18 protein-coding genes are annotated in these 20567 nt (G+C 67.8%); 6 read left to right on the plus strand and 12 right to left on the minus strand.

The window, feature by feature from the left end; all coding sequences use genetic code 11:
* The first annotated feature begins 14 nt into the window (after positions 1 to 14).
* The 3 genes from ADE01S_RS11725 to ADE01S_RS11735 all read left to right on the plus strand — a co-directional run bounded on the left by ADE01S_RS11725 (position 15) and on the right by ADE01S_RS11735 (position 2634).
* Positions 15 to 998, plus strand: coding sequence for a DUF1852 domain-containing protein (locus ADE01S_RS11725; RefSeq protein WP_062681869.1), 984 nt, complete (start codon positions 15 to 17; stop codon positions 996 to 998).
* A 26-nt stretch (positions 999 to 1024) separates the two neighbouring features.
* Positions 1025 to 2053: a methionine synthase gene (locus tag ADE01S_RS11730; RefSeq protein WP_172600287.1), complete on the plus strand. Its 1029-nt coding sequence runs from the start codon at positions 1025 to 1027 to the stop codon at positions 2051 to 2053.
* 71 nt (positions 2054 to 2124) lie between these two features.
* On the plus strand, positions 2125 to 2634 hold the full coding sequence (locus ADE01S_RS11735; protein WP_062681871.1) for a flavin reductase family protein: 510 nt from the start codon (positions 2125 to 2127) through the stop codon (positions 2632 to 2634).
* Between the two features lie 41 nt (positions 2635 to 2675).
* On the opposite strand, the gene ADE01S_RS31550 is transcribed toward ADE01S_RS11735, so the two are convergent.
* The 10 genes from ADE01S_RS31550 to ADE01S_RS11785 all read right to left on the minus strand — a co-directional run bounded on the left by ADE01S_RS31550 (position 2676) and on the right by ADE01S_RS11785 (position 16497).
* Complete coding sequence (locus tag ADE01S_RS31550) at positions 2676 to 3146, minus strand: CesT family type III secretion system chaperone (RefSeq protein ID WP_115599019.1); 471 nt, start codon at positions 3144 to 3146, stop codon at positions 2676 to 2678.
* Between the two features lie 35 nt (positions 3147 to 3181).
* Positions 3182 to 5245, minus strand: a complete 2064-nt coding sequence (locus ADE01S_RS31555) for a hypothetical protein (RefSeq protein ID WP_062681873.1) — start codon at positions 5243 to 5245, stop codon at positions 3182 to 3184.
* 174 nt (positions 5246 to 5419) lie between these two features.
* Positions 5420 to 6055, minus strand: coding sequence for a class I SAM-dependent methyltransferase (locus tag ADE01S_RS11750; protein ID WP_062681874.1), 636 nt, complete (start codon positions 6053 to 6055; stop codon positions 5420 to 5422).
* Between the two features lie 157 nt (positions 6056 to 6212).
* The gene (locus tag ADE01S_RS11755; RefSeq protein ID WP_242663429.1) at positions 6213 to 8627 is read right to left on the minus strand and encodes a penicillin acylase family protein; all 2415 of its coding nucleotides are present in this window, start codon (positions 8625 to 8627) and stop codon (positions 6213 to 6215) included.
* 397 nt (positions 8628 to 9024) lie between these two features.
* Positions 9025 to 11358, minus strand: coding sequence for a molybdopterin guanine dinucleotide-containing S/N-oxide reductase (locus tag ADE01S_RS11760; protein WP_062681876.1), 2334 nt, complete (start codon positions 11356 to 11358; stop codon positions 9025 to 9027).
* Positions 11359 to 11362: 4 nt separating this feature from the next.
* Entirely contained in the window at positions 11363 to 12226 is an 864-nt protein-coding gene (locus tag ADE01S_RS11765) for a sulfurtransferase (RefSeq protein WP_062681877.1), read from the minus strand.
* A 13-nt stretch (positions 12227 to 12239) separates the two neighbouring features.
* A complete protein-coding gene (locus ADE01S_RS11770; RefSeq protein WP_062681878.1) occupies positions 12240 to 12581 on the minus strand; it encodes a carboxymuconolactone decarboxylase family protein in 342 nt (113 codons plus the stop codon).
* 40 nt (positions 12582 to 12621) lie between these two features.
* Positions 12622 to 13626 (minus strand): Bug family tripartite tricarboxylate transporter substrate binding protein, encoded by a 1005-nt coding sequence (locus ADE01S_RS11775; RefSeq protein ID WP_062681879.1) that lies wholly within the window; start codon positions 13624 to 13626, stop codon positions 12622 to 12624.
* 41 nt (positions 13627 to 13667) lie between these two features.
* On the minus strand, positions 13668 to 15032 hold the full coding sequence (gene purB, locus ADE01S_RS11780) for an adenylosuccinate lyase (protein WP_062681880.1): 1365 nt from the start codon (positions 15030 to 15032) through the stop codon (positions 13668 to 13670).
* Between the two features lie 19 nt (positions 15033 to 15051).
* Positions 15052 to 16497: an FAD-binding oxidoreductase gene (locus tag ADE01S_RS11785; RefSeq protein WP_062681881.1), complete on the minus strand. Its 1446-nt coding sequence runs from the start codon at positions 16495 to 16497 to the stop codon at positions 15052 to 15054.
* A gap of 154 nt (positions 16498 to 16651) precedes the next feature.
* On the opposite strand from ADE01S_RS11785, the gene ADE01S_RS11790 reads away from it, so the two are divergent.
* Positions 16652 to 17380: an IclR family transcriptional regulator gene (locus ADE01S_RS11790; RefSeq protein WP_232482000.1), complete on the plus strand. Its 729-nt coding sequence runs from the start codon at positions 16652 to 16654 to the stop codon at positions 17378 to 17380.
* A 60-nt stretch (positions 17381 to 17440) separates the two neighbouring features.
* On the opposite strand, the gene ADE01S_RS11795 is transcribed toward ADE01S_RS11790, so the two are convergent.
* Positions 17441 to 18829, minus strand: a complete 1389-nt coding sequence (locus ADE01S_RS11795; RefSeq protein WP_062681883.1) for an MmgE/PrpD family protein — start codon at positions 18827 to 18829, stop codon at positions 17441 to 17443.
* Positions 18830 to 19085: 256 nt separating this feature from the next.
* Here ADE01S_RS11795 and ADE01S_RS11800 point away from each other — a divergent pair, with 256 nt between their 5' ends.
* Positions 19086 to 19469, plus strand: coding sequence for a hypothetical protein (locus ADE01S_RS11800; protein WP_062681884.1), 384 nt, complete (start codon positions 19086 to 19088; stop codon positions 19467 to 19469).
* Between the two features lie 9 nt (positions 19470 to 19478).
* Complete coding sequence (locus ADE01S_RS11805) at positions 19479 to 19700, plus strand: YMGG-like glycine zipper-containing protein (protein WP_062681885.1); 222 nt, start codon at positions 19479 to 19481, stop codon at positions 19698 to 19700.
* 46 nt (positions 19701 to 19746) lie between these two features.
* Here ADE01S_RS11805 and ADE01S_RS11810 read toward each other — a convergent pair whose 3' ends face one another.
* Positions 19747 to 20562, minus strand: a complete 816-nt coding sequence (locus tag ADE01S_RS11810) for an SDR family NAD(P)-dependent oxidoreductase (RefSeq protein ID WP_062681886.1) — start codon at positions 20560 to 20562, stop codon at positions 19747 to 19749.
* Between the last annotated feature and the right edge of the window lie 5 nt (positions 20563 to 20567).

The following is a 20567-nucleotide window of genomic DNA, read 5'->3' on the forward strand; positions in this document are numbered from 1 at the left end:
GGCAGCAGATCACAATGAGTAAAGATTTCACATTTGCCATCAAGAGCATTTGTTTCGACGAAGACTATCGTCCTTCGGACAATACGCGGATCACGACCAATTTTGCCAATCTCGCCAGAGGAACGAGTCGCCAGGAGAACCTGCGCAACACGCTCAGGATGATAGACAATCGCTTCAATGCCTTGGCGCATTGGGACAATCCCAAGGGCGATCGCTATACGGTCGGCCTTGAGATCATTTCCGTCGAGATGAGTATTGACGGCGCAAGCAGCGGCAATGCCCTCCCCTTGATAGAAATATTGAAGACGAGCATTCTCGACCGCAAAACCAATGAACGCATCGAAGGCATCGTAGGGAATAACTTCTCCTCCTACGTGCGCGATTACGACTTCAGCGTGCTGCTGCTGGAACACAACAAGAATCAGCCCGAATTCGGCACGCCGGAAGATTTTGGCGACCTGCATGGGAAGTTGTTCAAATGCTTCGTCAATTCAAGCACTTACAAAGAGCACTTCAGTAAGCCGCCCGTCATCTGCCTGAGCGTTTCGAGCAGCAAGGTCTACCACCGGACTGAAAATCAGCACCCGGTATTGGGCGTCGAATACCTGCAGGACGAGTATTCCCTGACCGACGAGTATTTCAAGAAAATGGGAATGAAGGTTCGCTACTTCATGCCGCCGAACAGCGCCGCGCCGTTGGCTTTCTATTTTTCCGGCGATTTGCTGGGCGATTACACCAACCTGGAGCTGATCAGCACCATCAGCACGATGGATACCTTCCAGAAGATTTACCGTCCGGAGATCTACAACGCGAATTCCGTGGCGGGGAAATCCTATCAGCCCAGCTTGAAGCACCAGGATTATTCGTTGACCCGGATTGTCTATGACCGAGAGGAACGTAGCCAGCTGGCCATCGAGCAGGGACGGTTTGTGGAGGAACACTTCATCAAACCGTACCAGGCGATTCTCCGGCAATGGTCCGCCAACTACCCTCTTTGACCCATTAAAACACCAAGGCATTTATTGTGAAGAAATTGCTCCCCACCTCGACCGCCGGCAGCTTGCCCAAGCCTTCCTGGCTTGCAGAGCCCGAGAAACTCTGGTCGCCCTGGAAACTGCAGGCTGAGGGCTTGATCGAGGGCAAGCAGGATGCCCTGCGCCTGTCTCTGCAGGAACAGCAGCACGCGGGCATCGATATCGTCAGCGATGGCGAACAGACGCGTCAACATTTCGTGACGACGTTTATCGAACACCTGGACGGCGTTGATTTCGAAAACCGCAAGACCGTCAGGATTCGCGATCGCTACGATGCGAGCGTTCCGACCGTCGTGGGTGCCGTGGCCCGCCGCAAGCCGGTATTCGTGGAAGATGCCAAATTCCTGCGCCAGCAGACCAAGCAGCCGATCAAGTGGGCGTTGCCGGGCCCCATGACGATGATCGACACGCTTTACGACAGCCATTATCAAAGCCGCGAAAAGCTGGCCTGGGAATTCGCGAAGATTCTCAACCAGGAAGCCAAGGAACTGGAAGCGGCTGGTGTCGATATCATCCAGTTCGACGAGCCCGCGTTCAACGTGTTCTTCGACGAGGTGAATGATTGGGGCGTTGCCACCTTGGAAAGAGCCATTGAAGGGCTTAAGTGCGAAACCGCCGTCCACATTTGCTACGGCTATGGCATCAAGGCCAATACGGATTGGAAAAAGACGCTGGGATCGGAATGGCGGCAATACGAAGAGGCTTTTCCCAAGCTGCAGAAGTCCAGTATCGATATCGTTTCGCTGGAGTGCCAGAACTCTCGCGTGCCGATGGACCTGATCGAACTCATCCGGGGCAAGAAAGTGATGGTGGGCGCCATCGATGTGGCAACCAACGCCATTGAAACCCCCGAGGAAGTCGCCAACACGCTGCGCAAGGCGCTTCAGTTCGTGGATGCCGACAAGCTCTATCCTTGCACCAACTGCGGCATGGCGCCCCTGTCTCGCGGCGTCGCGCGGGGCAAGCTGGGCGCGTTGAGCGCCGGCGCGGAAATCGTCCGCAGGGAACTGGCGAACTGATTCCGAGGCGGGAAATGGTCGTCGCGAGCGGTTCGCGACGACCAGGCACGGAGAATTTTTTAAACCCTACTATGTCATTTTCCAGTACTGCGATCGAGCCGTTGCGCTTTCGCGAAGCGCTCGGACATTATGCGTCGGGCATCACGGTGATTACCTCGCGCATCGAAGGCGAGCCGATAGGCTTTACCTGCCAGTCGTTCCATAGCGTGTCCATGAATCCGCCGCTGGTATCGTTCAACGTCATGCGCAGTTCGGCCAGCTATCCCGGCATTCGCCAGGCGGGTCGATTCGTCGTCAATATCCTGTCGGACGAGCAAGTCAGGATTTCCAACCAGTTCGCCCAGCGGGGCGCGGACAAGTGGCGCGAAGTGGAGTGGCGGGAATCGCCGCTGGGTAATCCGATCATTGCCGGCAGCCTGCACTGGCTTGATTGCGAGATTTACGCCGAGCACGCCGCGGGCGATCACCTGATCGTGATTGGCGAGGTAAAAGCGCTGGACCTGCAAGAAGCTGCCGCTACGCAGCCCCTGCTGTATTTCAAAGGACAGTATCGCAACATCGCCGCGCACGGCGCGGCCTGAGGGCTTCAGCCCCCCCGAGGCAAGCCTCTCCCGCTGCCGCCTCAGACAATCTGCCCGAATGCCGGCATGAACGGTTCGGCAACCGGTGCTTCGGCTTCCCCGGATTGCCGGGACTGGTCCCGAGCGCGCAGCCAATCGATCAGCTTGCGTACCTGGTCCGCGAACTGGGCCACTCTGTCGCCGATGGCTTCGGCGGTCACCGCCTCGACCGGCAGCCGCTCCAGCAACAGCACGGCGTCGGTCGCGCGGTCCACGCCGATGGACATGCCGCAGCGTTCCATCAGCAGGAAGTTCATGGACAGGAGCTGCATCAGGTCTTGCGCCGGCAAAGGCTCGGGAAATTCCGACAACAGGCCGTACAGCCCCAGCGTGTCGTCGTCCAGGCATCGGATGGAGATCAGGATGTCTTCATCCAGCATCAGCATGCAGTGGCGGCGTTCGTCGAACGCGAGCTCAAGGCCGATGGTCTTGCTCAAGGCCTGCAACAAGGCAAGGCAGGATGGGCTGGGCATGGAATTCTCTCTTTTCAATACGGGATCAGGCGGGATCAGGCGTGCTGGTCCTGGTCGAGCGTGACCAGGACTTCGCAGGCTTCCACCAGGGTGCCGGCGGCGAGCATGGCGACGAGGTCCGCGGCGGGCGCGGCGTCTTTCAGCGCATGCAGGGTTTCCACGAGCGGCTTGGCCTTGGACATCAGCGCCTGCATCCCGGCCCCGGCGTCCACCGCTGCGCGCAAGTCGGCGACCGCGCCGCTCAGCGGCGCCAGTTGGCATTGCTGCCGGGCGTCCAGGCCCTGCAATCGGGCGTCGAACTGCTGCGCAAGGCCGTCCACGCAGGATTGCAGCCCGCGGCGTTGGGCCGCGTAGTACCCCTCCTCCCCGGGCAGCTTGAGTTGCGCCGCCTCGACGGGAAACGCAGTGCGATCGTTGAGCAGGCCGGACAGGGCTTCGTGCTCGTCGCGCAAGGCGGGAATGCGCTGTTCCAATCTGGCTTTCCGCCCGACCTGCGCCGATAGCTCCTCGCGCCTGCGATTCAGGGCATTGACGTTTTTGTCGTGGCTATCCCGGTCGGCTTTCAGTTTCACGACTTCCTTGGTGTTTTCCGGATTCAGATTCTCGGCGCGGGCCTCCAGGCTTGCCGCGGTGCGATCGATCCTGTCCGACCGCGCCGCGACCTCTTTCTCCATCGCCGGAATGGTGTTCTCCAGGCCCTTCAGTTCCCGCTCCGCCTTCTGGAGCTTGTCCCGCGCATGGCCCACGTCGGCGCCCAGGCCGCGGATGCGCTGGTCGGCGGCCGCGCCCTGGGCCTGTTGGCGGGTCTGGTCGTAGGCGTCGAGGTCGTGGGCCCTGGCGTGCAAGGCGACGCGTAGCTGGGCGATGGTATCGGCCTCGGCGGGGGCCTTGCTCCACGCGGACGCGCAGTGTGCCTTGACGCTCCCCGCCTGCTCATTGAGCAGGTCTATCGCGCCCTGCAATTCCCGCGCGTAGTCGTAGGTCTTGTTGGGATCCTCGGAAATCCAGCTGGCCTCGAACGGCACGTAGATATTGGATCCGCCTGCCTGCAGCGAACGCGCCGCCACCGCCGCGCAATTCTGCGTGGTGCTGAACATGGAATAGCCGATGCGGCCTTGCGCGGCGTCCGACTTGAGCTGGTTCGCGTCGGCCAGCATATCGTGCTCGGCCAGGCCGAACAGAGAGGTCCGCGGCGACACCCCATCGTTGCCATGTTCGCCGTTGCGCCCCGCCAGGGGAAAGAAGATTTTCTCCGCGCCCGCGCCCCAGGTCCTGTCGGACACCCGTTCCTGGGAATCGCGCGGGAAGAACCCGGCGGCGGCTTGCAGTTCCTCGCGCGTCACGTCCTCGCCGAAACCCAGCCCGTCCAGCGCTTCGGCGTGCGCCTGCAGGGCGGCGCCCAGCGGATCCGACGCGCCGTCGTAGGTAAACCTATCGGCGGCCCTCAGGACATCGCGGGCGGCCTGCCCGCGCTGGAGGTTCAGGTTGGTCTTCTCGGAGATTTCATCGCCGCGGTCGCTGTCGTAGTCGGGCGCGCTCATGCCCGGCCTGGCCGCGAAATGCCCGCCCACGCCCGGCAGGCTTTCCAGCAGCCGGTTATGGGCGACCTGCACGTCGCTCTTGGCCGGCCACCAGCTCACGTATGCCTTGCCGTGGCTCCAGGCGTTCGGCGACAAGGTGTTGGCAATGGCCACGGCCGAATGTCCGCTGCGCACGACCGAGAGGCCCGAGGTGACCATCGGCCACGAGTTCAGGCACACGTTGCGCGCCTGGTCCCGCGCCTTCCCCATGCCCGACAGCCCGTGCGCCACGGAGACCATTTTGTCGATCTTGGCCTTGTCCAGCGTGGCGGTGTAGTCCCTGCCTATCACCCGGTCTACCGCGGCCGCCGCGGCCTTGTGGCCGTATTCGCCGGCCAGGGCCTGGGCAAATACCATGTTCGCCTTGAGATTGGATTCCTTGATCTGGTCGGAACCCATGACGATGCGATCCTTCAGGCGCCCGAAGACGCCGCGGCCCTGCGCGGTCTGCGCGGCGTCGTCGAGCTGCACCCGCCCGCCCTGCACCGACGCGGCAAGAAAGCTGGATAGCTGGACCATCTGGCATCACCTCCGGAACGTGGCCTGGGCCGAGGTCCGGGCCGCGCGCCGCAAGGCTGCCGCGGGCCCCCACCTCATCCCACTCGCGCCCTGAGTAACGCGAGAGAGCGGCCGGTTCCGCTTTTACGCGTCGCGGGCCGCAAAATACCAAGTTTCAGGGATGCCGGAAGGCGATCAGGGCCGCCTGCTCACGCGAAATACCGAGGCGGGCGGCAGGTTGAACGGCACGAATCCGATCCGCCGGGCCGACAGGCCGCAGGCGTCCAGCACGCCGGGCGCGACCGGGCAGCGCATGCCGTAGGTGAACAGCTCCATCGAACCGCCCTCTTCCATGGCGTCGAACACCGCCGTCAGCAGGCGGTGATGATGCGCCCCGCTCATGTTCCGCAACGGCAGGCCGCAAATGGCCGCGCCGATGCCGTCCAGCTCGGGATGGCTGTCGCGGGAGAGTTCCTGCGCGCAGACCTGCAGCACGGCCGCCTGCGGAAATTGCGCGCGCAGGCTGGAACTCATGGCCTCGTCCTGTTCCACCAGGACGAGCCGGGCGGGGTCGACGCCCTTGCGCAGCATTTCGCGCGTGAAGACGCCGGTGCCGCAGCCCAGTTCGAGGACTTTTCCGCCGTTGGGGGGGATCGACGCGGTGATGGCCGCCGCCAGCGCCGGGCCCGAGGGCGCCACGGCGCCGATGGCGGCGGGATTGGACAGGAGCGCCCGGACGAACTGCTTGCGCTCTTGCAGCCAGGTCAGGGGCGAATGGGAACGGGATGGGGATGGGTGCGCGGCGGTTCGGTATGACGGCGAGGAATGCATCGGACGCTTCTATCTCCAGGGTCGGGAACCTCAGACCTTAACTGGCGCGGGCGGGTCCGACCGGCAACCGTGCGTAAGCACCCTTGTCAATCGGACAACGCGGCCGCGCCCCGGCGCAGGCTGTCCGCGGAGGCGGACAGCTTAGGTTGCAACTCCCCTACTTCCCGGGCGGCCGCAGCGTCAGCGTATCGGACTGTTCGCTGTCCACCTTGGCGCGGCTGAACGCCATCGGGAAATACTCCCCGGTGGCCCACCCCTTGAGCAGGTCCTGGTAATGCGGGCTGCGCGGGTCGGCCGACTGGCCCGGCACGTTCTGGACGCGCGAGTTGTCCCAGTCCGCCACGTCGATCACCTGGCGGTACGAGGCCCCGCTGGTCTGGCGGAAGTCGCTCTTGCGGAACGTGGCGCGATGCACCGTGTCGTTGTCGCCGCCGACCGGATAGCGCGGCGTGCCGTAGGCCTTGGCGGTTTCCGCCGGCAACAGCGCGGCCAGGCTGTGCTCGAACTGGATGTGGTGCAGTTTGCCCCACTGCCATTGCGCCGGATCGGCGCCGAGCTTGGCGCGCAACTTCTCCATGCCGTCGGCCAGCGCCGCCAGCAGCAACGCGTCTCGGCCCTGCTCCGGCCGCGGGCCGAAGGCGGCGTCGGGCGCGGCCAGCTTCTCCAGCGTCTTGCGCGTGGACAGTTCGCCGAAGACGCTGCGGCCGGCAGGCGGCACGTACAGGTCCGACACCCGCTTGACCACCTCGGGCAGCCAGAACTCGTACACCGTGGCGGCCCGGCTGTCCGTGCCGACCCGGTAGTCCCAATCCTTCAGCAGGCTCAGGCCCTGGCCCACGCCCGGATCGGCCGAGTTCAGCGCCTTGGCGTAGCCGCCCAGCGTGCGGGCCGGGATCGACAGGTTGTCGAACTGCAGCGCCTGCGAGTTCTGGACGGTCATGCCCTTGCCGTCGGCGATCACCTCGCGGATGCGCTGGACGCGGTAGGGTTCGGCCCAGGTGCGCGCCGACATTTCCTTGTAGCGGTAGTCCGCCGGCAGGTTGTACTCGTTGGCGGTGGCGACATAGCCCTCGGGCGGGTTGTAGGCTCGCGGCAGCGCGCTGCCGGGCAGGAAGCCGCGCCATTCGAAATCGCCGTTGCCGGGCACGGGCAACATGCCGGACCAGTCGGCGCGCGGGCGTATCGGCGCGATGCTGCCGCCGAACCATCCGATGTTGCCGTCCACGTCGGCGTAGACCATGTTCTCGCTGGGCGTGTAGTGCCGTTCCATGCCGGCGACGAACTCGTTCCAGTCCTGCGCCTGGTTCAGGCGCAGGCTGGCCAGGTAGGCGGCCGTGCCCGGAAACTCCAGATAGGCCGCGCGCAGCGCATAGGCCTTGCGGCGCACCGGATCCTCATGGATCACCGGCCCGTGGCGCGTGAACTTCAACTGGCGCGTCGCGGCCGCCTGGCCGCGCACCGGGATGGACTCGTCCACCTGCCGCATCTTTTCCCAGCCGCCGCGGTAGCGGTACTCATTGGGGTTGGCGGGGTTGGTGTCGTAGACGTACAGGTCTTCCTCGTCGCCGAACGCGAAGATCGTCAGGCCGAAGGCGATGCGGTCGTTGTGCCCCATCGAGACTCCGGGCAGCGCGGGTTCGCCGGCGCCGATCACGTTCCAGCCCGGCGCGTTCAGGTGCACCATGTAGCGCAGCGAGGGCATGGTGATGGAACGGTGGGGATCGCCCGCCAGGATGGGCTTGCCGGTGGCCGTGTGCTGGCCGCTCATGGTCCAGTTGTTGCTTTCATAGCGGGTCGCCATCGGATCGAAGGCCGGATCGATCGAGGCCAGCATGCCCGCCGACAGGCTGCGGGCCAGTTCCTCGCGCTGCGCCTGCGCCAGCGGGCTGCGCGGAAAATCCGCCGCCACGAACTTCTGGCCGTTGCGCGCCAGGTTGTAGTTGGCGAGCACCGCGTTGTCCAGCAGCTTCACGTCCAGGCCCGCCGGCACCTGCAAGGCCAGCGGCGGCTCGAAGGTGCTCAGGCCCTGCACGGCATTCAGCCCCAGCGCGGCCACGCGCTGCGCCATGCGGACTTCCTCGGTGAGGTTGCGCGTCAGGCCGTAGATGCGGATGAGCGAGGTCTCGGGGCTCCAGTAGCCGGGCTCGGTGCCGGTAAGCTTGAATTCCGGCGGCATCTGGTCGGGATGCGCCTTGACCCAGTCGACGTAGGCGTTGATGCCCGCCGCGAACGAGGTCAGGATCGCCTTGCCTTGCGGGTGGTAGCTGGCGAATTCGGCCTGCATGTCGCCGCGGTACAGGAACAGGCGCGCGGCGCGGTCCTGCTCGACGAAGCGGGGGCCGAACTGTTCGGCCATCTTGCCCTCGCCCTGGCGGCGCCAGAGGTCCAGCTGCCAGAGCCGGTCGCGCGCGGCGCTGAAGCCCTGGGCGAAGAACATGTCTTCCTGGTTCTGCGCATAGATATGCGACACGCCGTGGCGGTCTCGCACGATTTCCACCGGCTGGGACAGCCCGGCCATGGCGATCGTGTCTTTCTTGCCTCCCGTTCCGGCGCAGCCCGCCAGCAACGCCATCAACCCGCTCGCCAGCAATGCGGCGGCCTTGCGATTCAACGTACGCATGACTCCTCCTCCGATTTATTTGTCTTCTATCGCTGACGGTCTTGAGGCGTCGTGCTGCCGGGCGCCGCCGTAAGCAATGTGTACAACTAAATCAGTTGCCCCGCGAAAGCTGTGTTATTTGATGAAATTTGGCAGTAGGTGTAACCCGCCGCCCGGGAACGTGAACTCCGGGACACAGCGGGTTACCGGGTAGGGACGCATCGGCGCCCTGCCCTTTTGCGGCGGGGACGCCGCTCGGCGCCGGGCGGGAAGGTGTTGGGCGCGGCGGGCGCGCGGCTCACCCCGCGTTACAAAACTCCCCTCGTACCATCGGCGCCGGCCATCGATCGGCGGCGCGGACCTTCGCCGATCACGCGCGTTCGCTGATCGCCGGCGGCTCATGGGCGCGGATCGGATGCGCCGGCCCGGTATAGCGCTCCACCTGCACTGCCGTCAGCTGGCCGGAGCAGCCCTGCGCCAGGGACGAGGTGCCGACGTCGCGGGTCAGCACGTTCGGATTGCCATGCACACACAGCGGGCGCTGCGCGTCGGCGTCCTGCGGGTCGTACCAGGCGCCGGTGGGCAGCTGCACCACGCCGGGCCGGATGTCCTCCGTGAGGCGCGCCGCCGCGAGGCAGGCGCCGCGCGCATTGAACAGGCGCACCACGTCGCCCTCGGCGATGCCGCGTTCGGCCGCGTCGCGCGGATGCAGCGAGCAGACTTCCCTGCCCTCGCGCTTCTGCGACATGCTGTGCGCGCCGAAATCCAATTGGCTGTGCAGCCGGCTGGCGGGCTGGTTGGCGACCAGGAACAGGGGATGCGCCGGCGTGGGCGCGTCTTCGGGCGCCAGCCAGGCGGGATGGCCGGGGCAATCCGCGTAGCCGAACCCGGCCACCACGGGCGAGCTGATCTGCACCTTGCCGCTGGGCGTAGGCAAGGGCTTGCCCGCGGGATCGTTGCGGAACGCCCGCAGGATGCCGCCGTCGTCGTCCTGTTGCGGCAGGATCAGTTCGCCGCGCTCCCAGAACCCGTCGAAGTCCGGCGCGTCCAGGCCCCGTTCCCGCAGCGCCGCCTGGGTCTTGGCGTACAGGTGTCGCAGCCACTCACGGCTGCTGCGGCCCTCGGTGAAGGCCTCGCGCGTGCCGAGCCGCGCCGACAGGTCGGCGAAGATGTCGTAGTCGTCCCGGGCCAGCCCGTTGGGCTCGGCCAGGCGGTGCATGGCCACCATCAGGGGATCGGTGGGCGCGCCGCCGATGTCGTCGCGCTCCAGCGTCATGGTGCATGGCAGCACGATATCCGCGTGGCGCGCGGTGGCCGTCCAGCCGATCTCGTGCACCACGAACGTGTCCAGGGTCGCGAAGGCGCGCTTGAGCCGCGCCAGGTCCTGGTGATGGTGGAAGGGATTGCCGCCCGCCCAGTACGCCAGGCGGATGTGCGGATACGGCATGCGCTTGCCGTTGTAGTCGAAGGGCTCGCCCGGATGCAGCAGCATGTCGGCGATGCGCGCCACCGGGATGAATGCCTTCACGCCGTTCACGCCCTGCGGCAGCGAGGCCACCGGCACGGCGTTGCTGCGCTTGCCGTAGTGCGCCAGCGTGCCGAGCGCGTAGGCGTACCCGCCGCCGGGCAGGCCCAACTGGCCCAGCGCGGCGGCCAGCACCGCGCCCATCCAGACCGGCTGCTCGCCGTGCTCGGCGCGTTGCAGCGAATGCGCCACGCAGACCAGCACGCGCTTGCCGGCCAGGCCGCGGGCGATGCCCGCGATCCGTTCCGCCGGCACGCCGCACAGGGGCGCGGCCCAGGCCGGCGTCTTGGGCTGGCCGTCCTGGCGGCCCAGCAGGTAGTCCTCGAAGACGTCCCAGCCCTCGCAGAACGTGCGCAGGAAGGCCTGATCGTGCAGGCCGTTGGCCACCAGCTCGTGCGTGAGCGCCAGCATCAACGCCACGTCGGTGCCGGGCACGGCCTGCACCCATTCGGCCCGGGCGTCGGCCGGAAAGTCCGAGGCCAGCGGGCTGATGTTGATGAAGCGGCAGCCGCGCGCCGCGGCCTGGCGCATCGATTCCCGCTCGATGTGGCGGCTGATGCCGCCGCTGGCCACGCGCGAATTCTTCAGCGCCATGCCGCCGAACGCCAGCACCACGTCGGTGTGCTCGACGATCTGCTCCCAGGTCACGTTGCGGCGCGCCACGTCGTCCATGCTGCCCAGGATGTGCGGCAGGATCACGGCCGACGCGCCCGCGCTGTAGCTGTTGACCGAGCGCACATAGCCGCCCAGCGCGGTATTCAGGAAGCGGTGCACCTGGCTTTGCGCGTGATGGAAGCGCCCCGCGCTGGACCAGCCGTAGGAACCGCCGAACACCGCCTCGGGCCCGTGCCGGTCGCGGACGCGGGCGAGTTCCCGCGCCAGGAGATCCAGCACTTCGTCCCACTCCATGCGCACGTAGCCGTCGCGCCCCCGGCTCGCGTCCGGCCCCGGGCCGCGTTCGAGCCAGCCCCGCCGCACCATGGGCGCGGTCACGCGGACCGGATGGTCCAGCGCGTTGGTGAAGTTGTCGATCAGCGGATTGGGATCCGGATCGCCGGGATGCGGCCGGACGTCGAGGACGCCGTCCTTCCAGGCGGCGGAGAATACGCCCCAGTGGGCGCTGTGGGGCTTGCGGCCGGTATCCGGCCGCGGCGTCGTGCGGGGGGTGTCGCGGTTCATGTTTCTAGGCGTCGGGGCCGGTGGCGACGGGCGCGTCCGGCTGGGCGCTCCATTCGCTCCACGAGCCGGGGTACAGGGCCGCGCCGGTCAGGCCGGCGATTTCCATGGCGAGCAGATTGTGGCACGCGGTGACGCCGGAGCCGCACTGGTTCACCACGGCCTCGGGCGATCGGCCGCCCATGCGGTCCAGGAAAGCCTGGCGCAAGGCGTCGGGCGGCAGGAAGCGCCCCTCGGCATCGAGATTGTCGCGGAAGAACCGGTTGCGGGCGCCGGGGATATGGCCGCCCACTTTGTCCAGCGTTTCGTTCTCGCCGCGATAGCGGTCGGGCGCGCGGGCGTCCAGCACCACGCGGTCGCCGGTCGCCAGCGCCTCGCGCATCTGCGCGTAGCTCAGCGTGCGCGGGCGGCCTGCGCGCGCCGACAGCCCGCCCGGCGCACGGGCCGCGGGCGGTTGCGTCGACAGCGGCTGGCCGGCGGCCTTCCACGCGCCGATGCCGCCGTCCAGCACGGCCACGGCGTCGTGGCCGATCCAGCGCAGCAGCCACCACAAGCGCGCGGCATACATGCCGCCGGCGTTGTCGTAGGCGACGATTTGCGTGTCCGCATCGGCGCCCAGCGCCGCCAGCGCGGCGGCCAGGGCCTCACGGTCCGGCAGCGGGTGGCGTCCGTTGGCGCCGGTCTTGGCTCCGCTCAACGTGTCGTCCAGGTGCACGTAGGCCGCGCCGGGGAGATGGCCGGCTTCGTACTGGCGGCGCCCGGCGCCGGGATCGGTAAGGTCGAAACCGCAATCCAGGACCAGGATGCCCTCGCTTCCCGGGCCGGCCAGCGCGCGGGCCAGGGTCTGCGCGTCGATCAGGGTGGTGTACATGCCGCCGCTCCCTTCAGGCCTGGCCGGCCGACAGCGCGTCCATCGCGCGCAGCGAATAGACGTAGGCCGCGCCCGCATTCAGCGCGATGGCGGTGGCCAGCGCCTCGCTCAGCTCGGCTTCGGTCACGCCGGCCTTGCGGGCCGCGTCGGCATGCGCCGCGATGCAGCCGTCGCAGCGCGTGGTGACGGCGACCGCCAGCGCGATCAGCTCGCGCGTCTTGGCGTCCAGGGTGCCGGTGGCGCCCTGCGCCTGGTTCAGCGCGCGAAACGCCGTCAGCAATTGGGGGTTGTGCTTGCCCAGTTGCTCGCCCGCCTTGCGGTTGTTGGCGAGGGTCTCGGTCCAGTTCTGCAGCATGGATGAATCTCCGGGAATGTAGGGAAAAATGAGGGGCCTGCTATTGGCCGATCTGCTTGAGCAGGTCGGGCGTGGCGGCTTTGCGGTAGTTGGCGATGTCCTCGACAATGTACTGCCGGAACTGGTCCAGGGGCAGGTCGCGCTCCATCGCCGCGTCCTTGCGGATGGTGTTCTGCACGGTGGGATCCTTCAGCGCGCGCGACAGGTTGTCGGACAGCACCTTGAGCACGTCCGGCGGCGTGCCGGCCGGCGCGGCCAGGCCGTACCACTGCGTCATGGTCATGTCGATGCCCAGCTCCTTGAAGGTGGGCACGTCGGGCAGCACCGGGCTGCGCTGGCCGCCGGTCAGCGCGAGCACGCGCAGCTGGCCCTGCTGCACCTGCGGCACCAGCGGCGAGGCCGTGGCGAAGAACATGTCCACCTGTCCGCCTATCATGTCCGTGATGGCCGGACCGGACCCCTTGTAGGGCACGTGCAGCAGCTTCAGGTGCCCCAGTTCCTTGATGGTTTCCATGCCGATGTGGGCGGCGGCGCCGGTGCCGGTGGACGCGAAGGTCAGTTCCTTCTCGCGCGACGCCTTGATCACTTCCTGCGCGGTCTTGAAGCGTGATTGCGTCGCCACGAAAAGCCCATGCGGCGCTTCCAGGATCAGGCCCACCGGCGCGAAATCGTCAGGCACCTTGTACGGCAGGGTCTGGGGCTTGAGCGCCGGCGACACCGCCAGGTTGCCGCTCATGGCGAGCAGCACGGTGTAGCCGTCGGGCGCGGCCTTGGCCACCTGGCTGGCGGCGATGTTGCCGCCCGCCCCCGGCCGGTTCTCGACGATGACGGTCTGGCCGATGGTCTTGCCCATGGCCGTCGCGATCAGCCGCCCGTACAGGTCGCCCCCGCCGCCCGGCGGGAAACCCACGACCAGCGTGATGGGGCGCTCGGGATAGGCGGCGTTGGCGCCGGCGCCGGCCAGCGCGCCCGCGGCCAGCGCCAGGGCTACCGCCGAGCGCAGCACGCGGCGCCTGCCCGGCGGGTTCGAGGAAGAAATTCGCATGGTGTTTGTCTCCTGTCGTTTTTCGTATGCCCGCGGCCGCCTCAGGCGCCCAGCCAGGCGGCTTGATGCGTATCCACCACCCGGTCCACCGAGGCGGCGCACTGTCCCAGATAGCCCGCCGGATCGGTCAGGCGCTGGATCTCCTCTTCACCCAGCAGGCTGGCCAGCTCCTGGTGCTGGCGCAGCGCGTGGGCGAAATCGAGCTTGTTGGTGATGCCGTGCATGGACGCTTCATAGATCCATTCATGCGCGGTCTGCTTGCCCACGCGCTCCGACAATTCCAGCATCACGTGTTCGGACAGCAGGTAGCCGCGCATGCGGTCCAGGTTCAGCGCCATGGCCTCCGCGTCCACCCGCAGGCCGGCCAGCAGGTTCTTGGCCTGGAACAGCATGGCGCCGGCGATCAGGCAGCATTCGGGCAGCGCCTTCCATTCGATCTTCCAGGCGATGCCGTCGCGCTCCCCTTCCTGCACCATGCCTTCGAGCATCAAGGCCGCGCTGGCGCGCAGCGGCCGGCACAGGCCCGCCAGGTTCTCGGCCGAGGTCGGGTTGCGCTTGTGCGGCATCGTCGACGAGCCCAGCTTGCCGGCGGAGAAGGCTTCTTCCACTTCCGCGAATTCGTTGCGCTGCATATTGAAAAGCTCGTTGCCGATCTTCGACAAGGTGGCGCCCAGCATCGCCAGGAGCAGCGCGTATTCCGTATAGCGGTCGCGCGCCGGCGCCCAGCTGATGTCCGGCGCCCCCAGGCCCAGCTTGGCCAGCGTGCGGCGCTCGACCTCCGCCGCCTGCTCGCCCAGCGAAGCCTGGCTGCCGACCGCGCCCACCACCATGCCGACCAGCACGCGCGGCTCGCATTCCCGCAGCCGGTCGTGATGGCGCGACAGCTCGTCCAGCCACACGGCGCACTTGTGGCCGAAGGTAATGGGCAAGGCCTGCACGCCATGGGTGCGGCCCGCCATGGGCGTGTCCCGATGGGCCCGGGCCAGCCGCGCCAGCTCCTGGCCCACGGCCGTCACGTCGCGCATGATCACGGCATGCACTTCCTTGAGTTGCAGCGCGACCCCGGTGTCGACCACGTCCTGGGTGGTGGCGCCGTAATGCAGCCACTCGCCGTGGTCGCCGCCGCAGCGCGCCTGCAACTGCTTGAGCGCCGGCACCAGGGAGTGCTTGATGCGGCGGATCTCGGCCGACATCTGGGCGATGTCGATGTTGTCGGCCTTGGCCTGGGCGCGGATCTCGCGGGCGGCCTCGGCCGGGATGATGCCGAGCTCGGCCTGGGCCTCGGCCAGGGCCGCCTCGAAATCCAGCCACTTCTGGATGCGGTTCTCCTCGGAGAAGATGGCGCGCACTTCATCGGTGCTCCAGAGGTGCTGGAGCGATTGCATATCGAAAACGGAAACGGACATGACGCGGGATCCTGGATGATTAGGAAGGCTGGTGGGCGGGACGCGGCAACAGGCGGCCCGGGTTGAAGGTGCCGCGCGGATCCAGCGCATGCTTGATGCGCTGCATGAGGTCCACGGAAACGGCGGGTTTGAACTGCAGGAAGGCTTGCTGCTTGAGCCGGCCGATGCCGTGCTCGGCGGAAATCGATCCGCCCAGGCGGGCGGCCACGCCGTGCACCACTTCATGCACCGCGTCCTCGCGCGCCCGGAACGCGGCGTCGTCCATGCCGGCGGGCTTGCTCTGGTTGTAATGAAGGTTGCCGTCGCCCACGTGCCCGAAGCACACGATCCGGATGCCGGGCATCAGGGTCTCCAGTTCCGCGCCGGCGGCGGCGATGAATTCGGGGATGCGCGATACCGCGACCGAGATGTCGTGCTTGATGGACGGGCCGTCCAGCCGCTGGGCCTCCGGCACGTGCTCGCGCAGCGCCCACAGCTCGTGCGCCTGGCGGCCGGAAGCGGCGATCACCGCGTCGGTCACGGCGCCCGCCTCCATGGCGGCTTCGAGCACCGCGTGCACCGCCGGCTCCGGATCCAGGTGCGCCGAGGTTTCGGACACGTCGAACAGCACCGACCATGGCGTGTCGATGGCGAGCGGATTGCGCATGCCGTCCAGCGGATGCGCCAGCACCTGGGCCAGCGTCTGGCGGCCGATGAGTTCGAAGGCCGTGACGCGCTCGCCCACGGCCCCGGTCAGGCGCCCCAGCAGGTCCACCGCCGCTTGCGCGGTGGGCACGGCGACCCAGGCGGTCACCACCTTGGCCGGGCGCGCGTACAGCTTGAACGAGGCGGCGGTCACCACGCCCAGCGTCCCTTCCCCGCCGATGAACAGCTGCTTCAGGTCATAGCCGGTATTGTCCTTGCGCAGCGTGCCCAGCAGGTCCAGCACGCGGCCGTCGGCCAGCACCACTTCCAGCCCGAGCGTCAGGTCGCGCGTGTTCCCGTAGCGCAGCACCTGCTCGCCCCCGGCATTGGTGGACACCACGCCGCCCACCGTCGCGCTGCCTTCCGAGGCCAGCGACAGCGCGAACAGCCGGCCCGCGTCGGCCGCCGCCTGCTGCGCCGCGAGCACCGTGCAGCCGGCTTCCAGCGTGATGCTGTTGTCCAGCGGGTCCACGCGCCGCACCGCCGTCATGCGGTCCAGGCTGAGCACCAGTTCGCGGCCCGAGGCATCGGGCGTGGACCCGCCGACCAGGCCGGTATTCCCGCCCTGCGGCACCACCGCCACGCCGTGGCTGGCGCACAGCGCCACCACCTGCGACACCTGGCCGGTATTGGCGGGGCGCGCCACCGCCCGCGCCGCGCCGGGGAAGTTGCGGCGCCAGTCGGCCGCGTACCGGGCGGTGTCGGCCGGCCCGGTCAGGACGTGGTCCCCGCCCACGATGGCGGCCAGCGCCGCCAGAAATGCATCGATCTGATTGGGCATAATGCGGTGGATCGCAAGCCCGGGCGCAAACCCGGGCCCTGCAACGCTGTCTCCTGGTGAATGAACGCGGCGGTCCCTGGTCCGGTAGCCGTTTTTCATTTCATTGATTAAAATGTGTTTTATTGATCGAAACTATAAGGAAGCATAGGAAACCGTGTCAAGCGAGAATTCCCCTAAGCCGCCCGCCGGCGTGCTCGAACGCGGCATCTCCATCCTGGAGTGTTTCGGCGAAGACAGCCTGCGCCTGTCGCTGCGCGACCTGGCCGACCGCACCGGCCTGGACAAAGCCACCCTGCTGCGCCTGCTGGGCGTCTTCATCAAGGCGCGGATGATCCATCGCTACGACAGCAGCACCTACGCGCTGGGACCGGCGCTGCTGCACATGGGCATGCTGTACCGCGACACCTTCGACCTCGGTTCGCGCCTGCAGCCGGTGCTGCGCAACGTCATGGAGCAGACCGGAGAAACCGTGGCGCTGTACGTGCGCAGCGGCGACGACCGCATCTGCCTGTATCGCGAGAACACGTCCAAGGAAGTGCGTCACCACGTGGAAGTGGGCAAGCGCATCAGCCTGAAGGACGGCGGTTCGTCGGCGCACGTGCTGCGCGCCTTCACCGGCGGCGCCACGCCGCTGGCGGGCGACATCCACGAGAAGGGCTATGCCATGACCCGCTCCGAACGCGTGGCCGAGATGGCCTCCGTGGCCGTGCCGGTCTTCGACGGCGACGACACCTTCGTCGGCGCGCTGGTGGTGCTGGGGCTGGCCTCGCGCCACAACGAGGCCGCGCAGCGCAAGGCGGTCGACATCGCCCGCCACGAACTGGCCCAGCAGGGGTTCCGCACGGCGCCGCCCGCGGCCTGGACGCCGAAAGCCGCAAGCTGATAGCGGCTGCCTGAAGGCCGGTCGCCCAAGCGCGGCCGGCCCGCTACCGGCTTCCCCCGCCTACCGCGCCGGGCCGCCGAACAGCGCCGGCGGCGGCGCGCAGACCTCGCCGTCGCGCCCCGCGTCCGCGAAGCCTTCGCACCAGGCCGCGATGGCCCGGGCCGCGGCATCGTCCATGGCGGGCGCGAAGGCGCGCATGCGCGCTTGCAGCGCCGTCCAGGTGTAGGGATCCTCCGGGTCGCCGCGGCGCAGCTTTCTCAGCGTGTCGAGCTTGCGGCCGTTCTTGAGCGTCAGCGTGACGCGGCTGGGACGCAGTTGGGGAAATTCGCGCTGGAACGCGTCGCTGGTCCGCACCGTAATCCGGCCCGCCATCGCCAGCAGGTCCGCCGCTCCGAGGTCCGGCGCTTCCATGTCCTCGATCCCCAGCTTGCCGGCAAGCAGCAACCTGGCGGCCACATAGCGCAGGCTGAAGCAGGTTTCCGCGGGCCGGGCGGGCCAGTCCACGCCGGCGATCTTCAGCGCATGGGTGTAGATCTCGATGTCCACCGCCTCGATCTCGCCGGGCGTGGTGCCATGGGCATCCAGCAGGTCCCGGATCGCGTCCAGCGGCGTGAAGAGCTGCGCGCAGCAAGGCCAGGCCTTGATGGTGGCCGTGTTCAGGCGCTCCGGCGCATCCAGCCCGCCGTCCAGCGCCTCCAGCGGCCCGTCGCCGCCCAGCAGCCGGTACAGCCCGCGCGCGCCCGTGACGTAGCGCAGCGCGCCCGGCAGGCCCGCGCGGGCCGCATAGGCCGCGGCCAGCCCGTTGCGCACCGCGAAGGCCGGATGCAGCGATTTCGACTCGTGCGCGCCGTCGTCCGCCATCTGCCACAGGCCGGCCGCCTGCGTGGCCGCGATGCCCTGCGCATGGTGCAGCCGTTCCCCTTCCAGGCCCAGCGCCACGCCGGCGGCGGCGGCCGCGCCGATGGCGCCCGCGGTCGCCGTGGCGTGGAAGCCCGCGGCATGTCCCGCCCCCAGCGCTTCCCCTATCCGCAAGGACGCCTCGTAGCCGGCGATGACCGCGTCGGCCACTTGGCGGCGGGTCAGGCCGCCGCCGGCGGCCAGCGCCAGCGCCGGGGTGATGGACACCACGCCGGGATGCAGCATGGCCGCGCGGTGCGCGTCGTCGATTTCGCGGATGTGGGCGATGCCGGCGTTCGCCAAGGCGGCGCCGTTGGAATGCATCGACGCGCCGCCGAACACCGGCGCCGGCCCCGGCCCGGGATGGCAGTCCTGCGCCACGCGGCGATAGCGGTCCGCCGCGGCGGTTGCGCTGGCCGACCATCCGGCGGTGAACCAGTCCAGCATGGCCTGGGCCAGCCGCTCGCGCGTGGCGGTCGCGATAGGCTGCCCGCGCCGGCGCGACAGATGGAGCGCCAAGGTAGTTTCGGGGATCGGGGGTATCTGGTTCATGGTTTTCGTTTCATTAAATAAACTATGTTTTGTTTAATGAAACTCTACACCAATCCCGCCCAAGCCGGATAGCGGCTTGCGAAGGCTTCGCGGAAGTCTCGCGGATTTGCCCCGGCGATGGTTTCCCGCCTCTTGCGCGAGCCTGTTTTCGGGCCTAAATTAATCGGTACCGCATATCGCTTGCCCCGCCGAGCGAGCCGCGTGCAAGGCGTCAGGACGTTGTTTTTCTGTCTTTGTTCCCCAGAGGAGCGATGCGATGAAAGTGAAACACCTGTTCGGTCCGGCAGCTCTTGCCCTCTCGTTGCTGGTTGCCGCCCCCGGCAACGCGGCGCCGCCCGAGGGGGCTCCCATCATCACCGGCAAGCAATGGTCGGAGTCCGATGCGAATCTGAAGAAAGCCTACCTCCTCGGGATGGCCAATCTTCTTCAAGTGGAACAGGCGTACCAGCGGCGCCATGCGCCCACCGATGCCCAGAGCCTGATCCCCCGGTTTGCCCGAGGCCTCCAGGCGCAGACGCTGGATTCGGTGCGCGAAAGCCTGGACAACTGGTACGCGGCGAACCCCGCGAAGATGGATCGGCCGGTGGTTGAAACCCTCTGGTTCGAAATCGTCGTGCCCGGCACGAAGCGCGCGCCCTAGGAGTCCGCCATGAAAATGATCCGATCGATTCTCATAGGCTTTGCGATGGTATCGCTGGCCGGCTGCACGAACATGAGCTCCAAGCAGCAGGGCACCCTCTCCGGCGCCGCCATCGGCGCGGCGGCGGGCGCGGGCATCGCCGCGATCGCCGGCGGCAGCGGCTGGACGGGCGCGGCCATCGGCGCCGCGGCCGGCGGCATCGCCGGCAATATCTACGGCGGCGGCCAGTAAGGCAAAGAGCCGTGGCCGGTCGCGCGCCGGCCACGGCATGCCGCGTCTACAGATTGCCGGTGGCTTTCCCGATACGCCAGTACACGCCGCCCCCGGTCATGCCGCCATCGACGGGCAGGTCCGAACCGGTGATGAAGGAGGCGTCGGGCCCCAGCAGGAACATGACCGCCCCGGCAATCTCGTCCGCCTCCGCGGCCCGCGACAGCGGCGTCGCATCGCGATTGCCTTCATAGAACAGGCGCGCCCGGCCCGCGTCGTGCACGGCGTTGGGCTGCATGATCATCGGCGTTTCCACCAGGCCGGGGCAAACCGTGTTCACGCGCACGCCCTGCCCGGCCAGTTCCAGCGCGGCGGCTCGCGTCAGCCCGCGCAACCCCCATTTGCTGGCGGTATAGGCCGCGCTGAAGTAACCCGTCAGCCCCGCCGTGGACGAGGTGTTGACGATGGAAGCGCCGGCCGGCATCAGGCCCGCGAGCGCGCGGATCGCCAGGAAAGGACCCTCCAGGTTGATCTCCAGCAGCCGGCGCCATTCGCCCGGCGTGGTTTCGGTCACGGTCTTGCGCAAGGTGACGCCGGCGTTGTTGACCAGGCCGTAGAGCGGAACACCCGCCAGCCGGATTTCCTCGGCCAGCGCGACCCAGCCGGCCTCGCTCGTCACATCCGCCACCCGGATCCTGAGCCGTTGCGCGTCCGCGCCCGCCGAGGCGCGCAGTTCGGCCCAAACCGCGTCGCCTTCCGGCAGCACGTCCAGCGCATGGACGACCGCGCCCGCCCGCAGCAGGCGCAGCGTTTCCGCGGCGCCCTGCCCGCGCGCCGCGCCCGTCACCACGGCGGCCTTGCCGCTCCAGTAAGTGGATTCCATGGCGT

The organism is Achromobacter denitrificans NBRC 15125, from assembly GCF_001571365.1.
Taxonomy (GTDB): domain Bacteria; phylum Pseudomonadota; class Gammaproteobacteria; order Burkholderiales; family Burkholderiaceae_B; genus Achromobacter; species Achromobacter denitrificans.

Bases quoted from the DNA above. Each gene is read 5' to 3' on its own strand.
- ADE01S_RS11770 (WP_062681878.1), bottom strand. From the start codon at position 12,581: ATGCTGCAGAACTGGACCGAGACCCTCGCCAACAACCGCAAGGCGGGC.
- ADE01S_RS11765 (WP_062681877.1), bottom strand. From the start codon at position 12,226: ATGTACACCACCCTGATCGACGCGCAGACCCTGGCCCGCGCGCTGGCC.
- ADE01S_RS11750 (WP_062681874.1), bottom strand. From the start codon at position 6,055: ATGCATTCCTCGCCGTCATACCGAACCGCCGCGCACCCATCCCCATCC.
- purB (WP_062681880.1), bottom strand. From the start codon at position 15,032: ATGTCCGTTTCCGTTTTCGATATGCAATCGCTCCAGCACCTCTGGAGC.
- ADE01S_RS11735 (WP_062681871.1), top strand. From the start codon at position 2,125: ATGTCATTTTCCAGTACTGCGATCGAGCCGTTGCGCTTTCGCGAAGCG.
- ADE01S_RS11810 (WP_062681886.1), bottom strand. From the start codon at position 20,562: ATGGAATCCACTTACTGGAGCGGCAAGGCCGCCGTGGTGACGGGCGCG.
- ADE01S_RS11755 (WP_242663429.1), bottom strand. From the start codon at position 8,627: ATGGCGTTGCTGGCGGGCTGCGCCGGAACGGGAGGCAAGAAAGACACG.
- ADE01S_RS11775 (WP_062681879.1), bottom strand. From the start codon at position 13,626: ATGCGAATTTCTTCCTCGAACCCGCCGGGCAGGCGCCGCGTGCTGCGC.
- ADE01S_RS31555 (WP_062681873.1), bottom strand. From the start codon at position 5,245: ATGGTCCAGCTATCCAGCTTTCTTGCCGCGTCGGTGCAGGGCGGGCGG.
- ADE01S_RS11760 (WP_062681876.1), bottom strand. From the start codon at position 11,358: ATGAACCGCGACACCCCCCGCACGACGCCGCGGCCGGATACCGGCCGC.
- ADE01S_RS11805 (WP_062681885.1), top strand. From the start codon at position 19,479: ATGAAAATGATCCGATCGATTCTCATAGGCTTTGCGATGGTATCGCTG.
- ADE01S_RS11795 (WP_062681883.1), bottom strand. From the start codon at position 18,829: ATGAACCAGATACCCCCGATCCCCGAAACTACCTTGGCGCTCCATCTG.
- ADE01S_RS31550 (WP_115599019.1), bottom strand. From the start codon at position 3,146: ATGCCCAGCCCATCCTGCCTTGCCTTGTTGCAGGCCTTGAGCAAGACC.
- ADE01S_RS11725 (WP_062681869.1), top strand. From the start codon at position 15: ATGAGTAAAGATTTCACATTTGCCATCAAGAGCATTTGTTTCGACGAA.
- ADE01S_RS11800 (WP_062681884.1), top strand. From the start codon at position 19,086: ATGAAAGTGAAACACCTGTTCGGTCCGGCAGCTCTTGCCCTCTCGTTG.
- ADE01S_RS11785 (WP_062681881.1), bottom strand. From the start codon at position 16,497: ATGCCCAATCAGATCGATGCATTTCTGGCGGCGCTGGCCGCCATCGTG.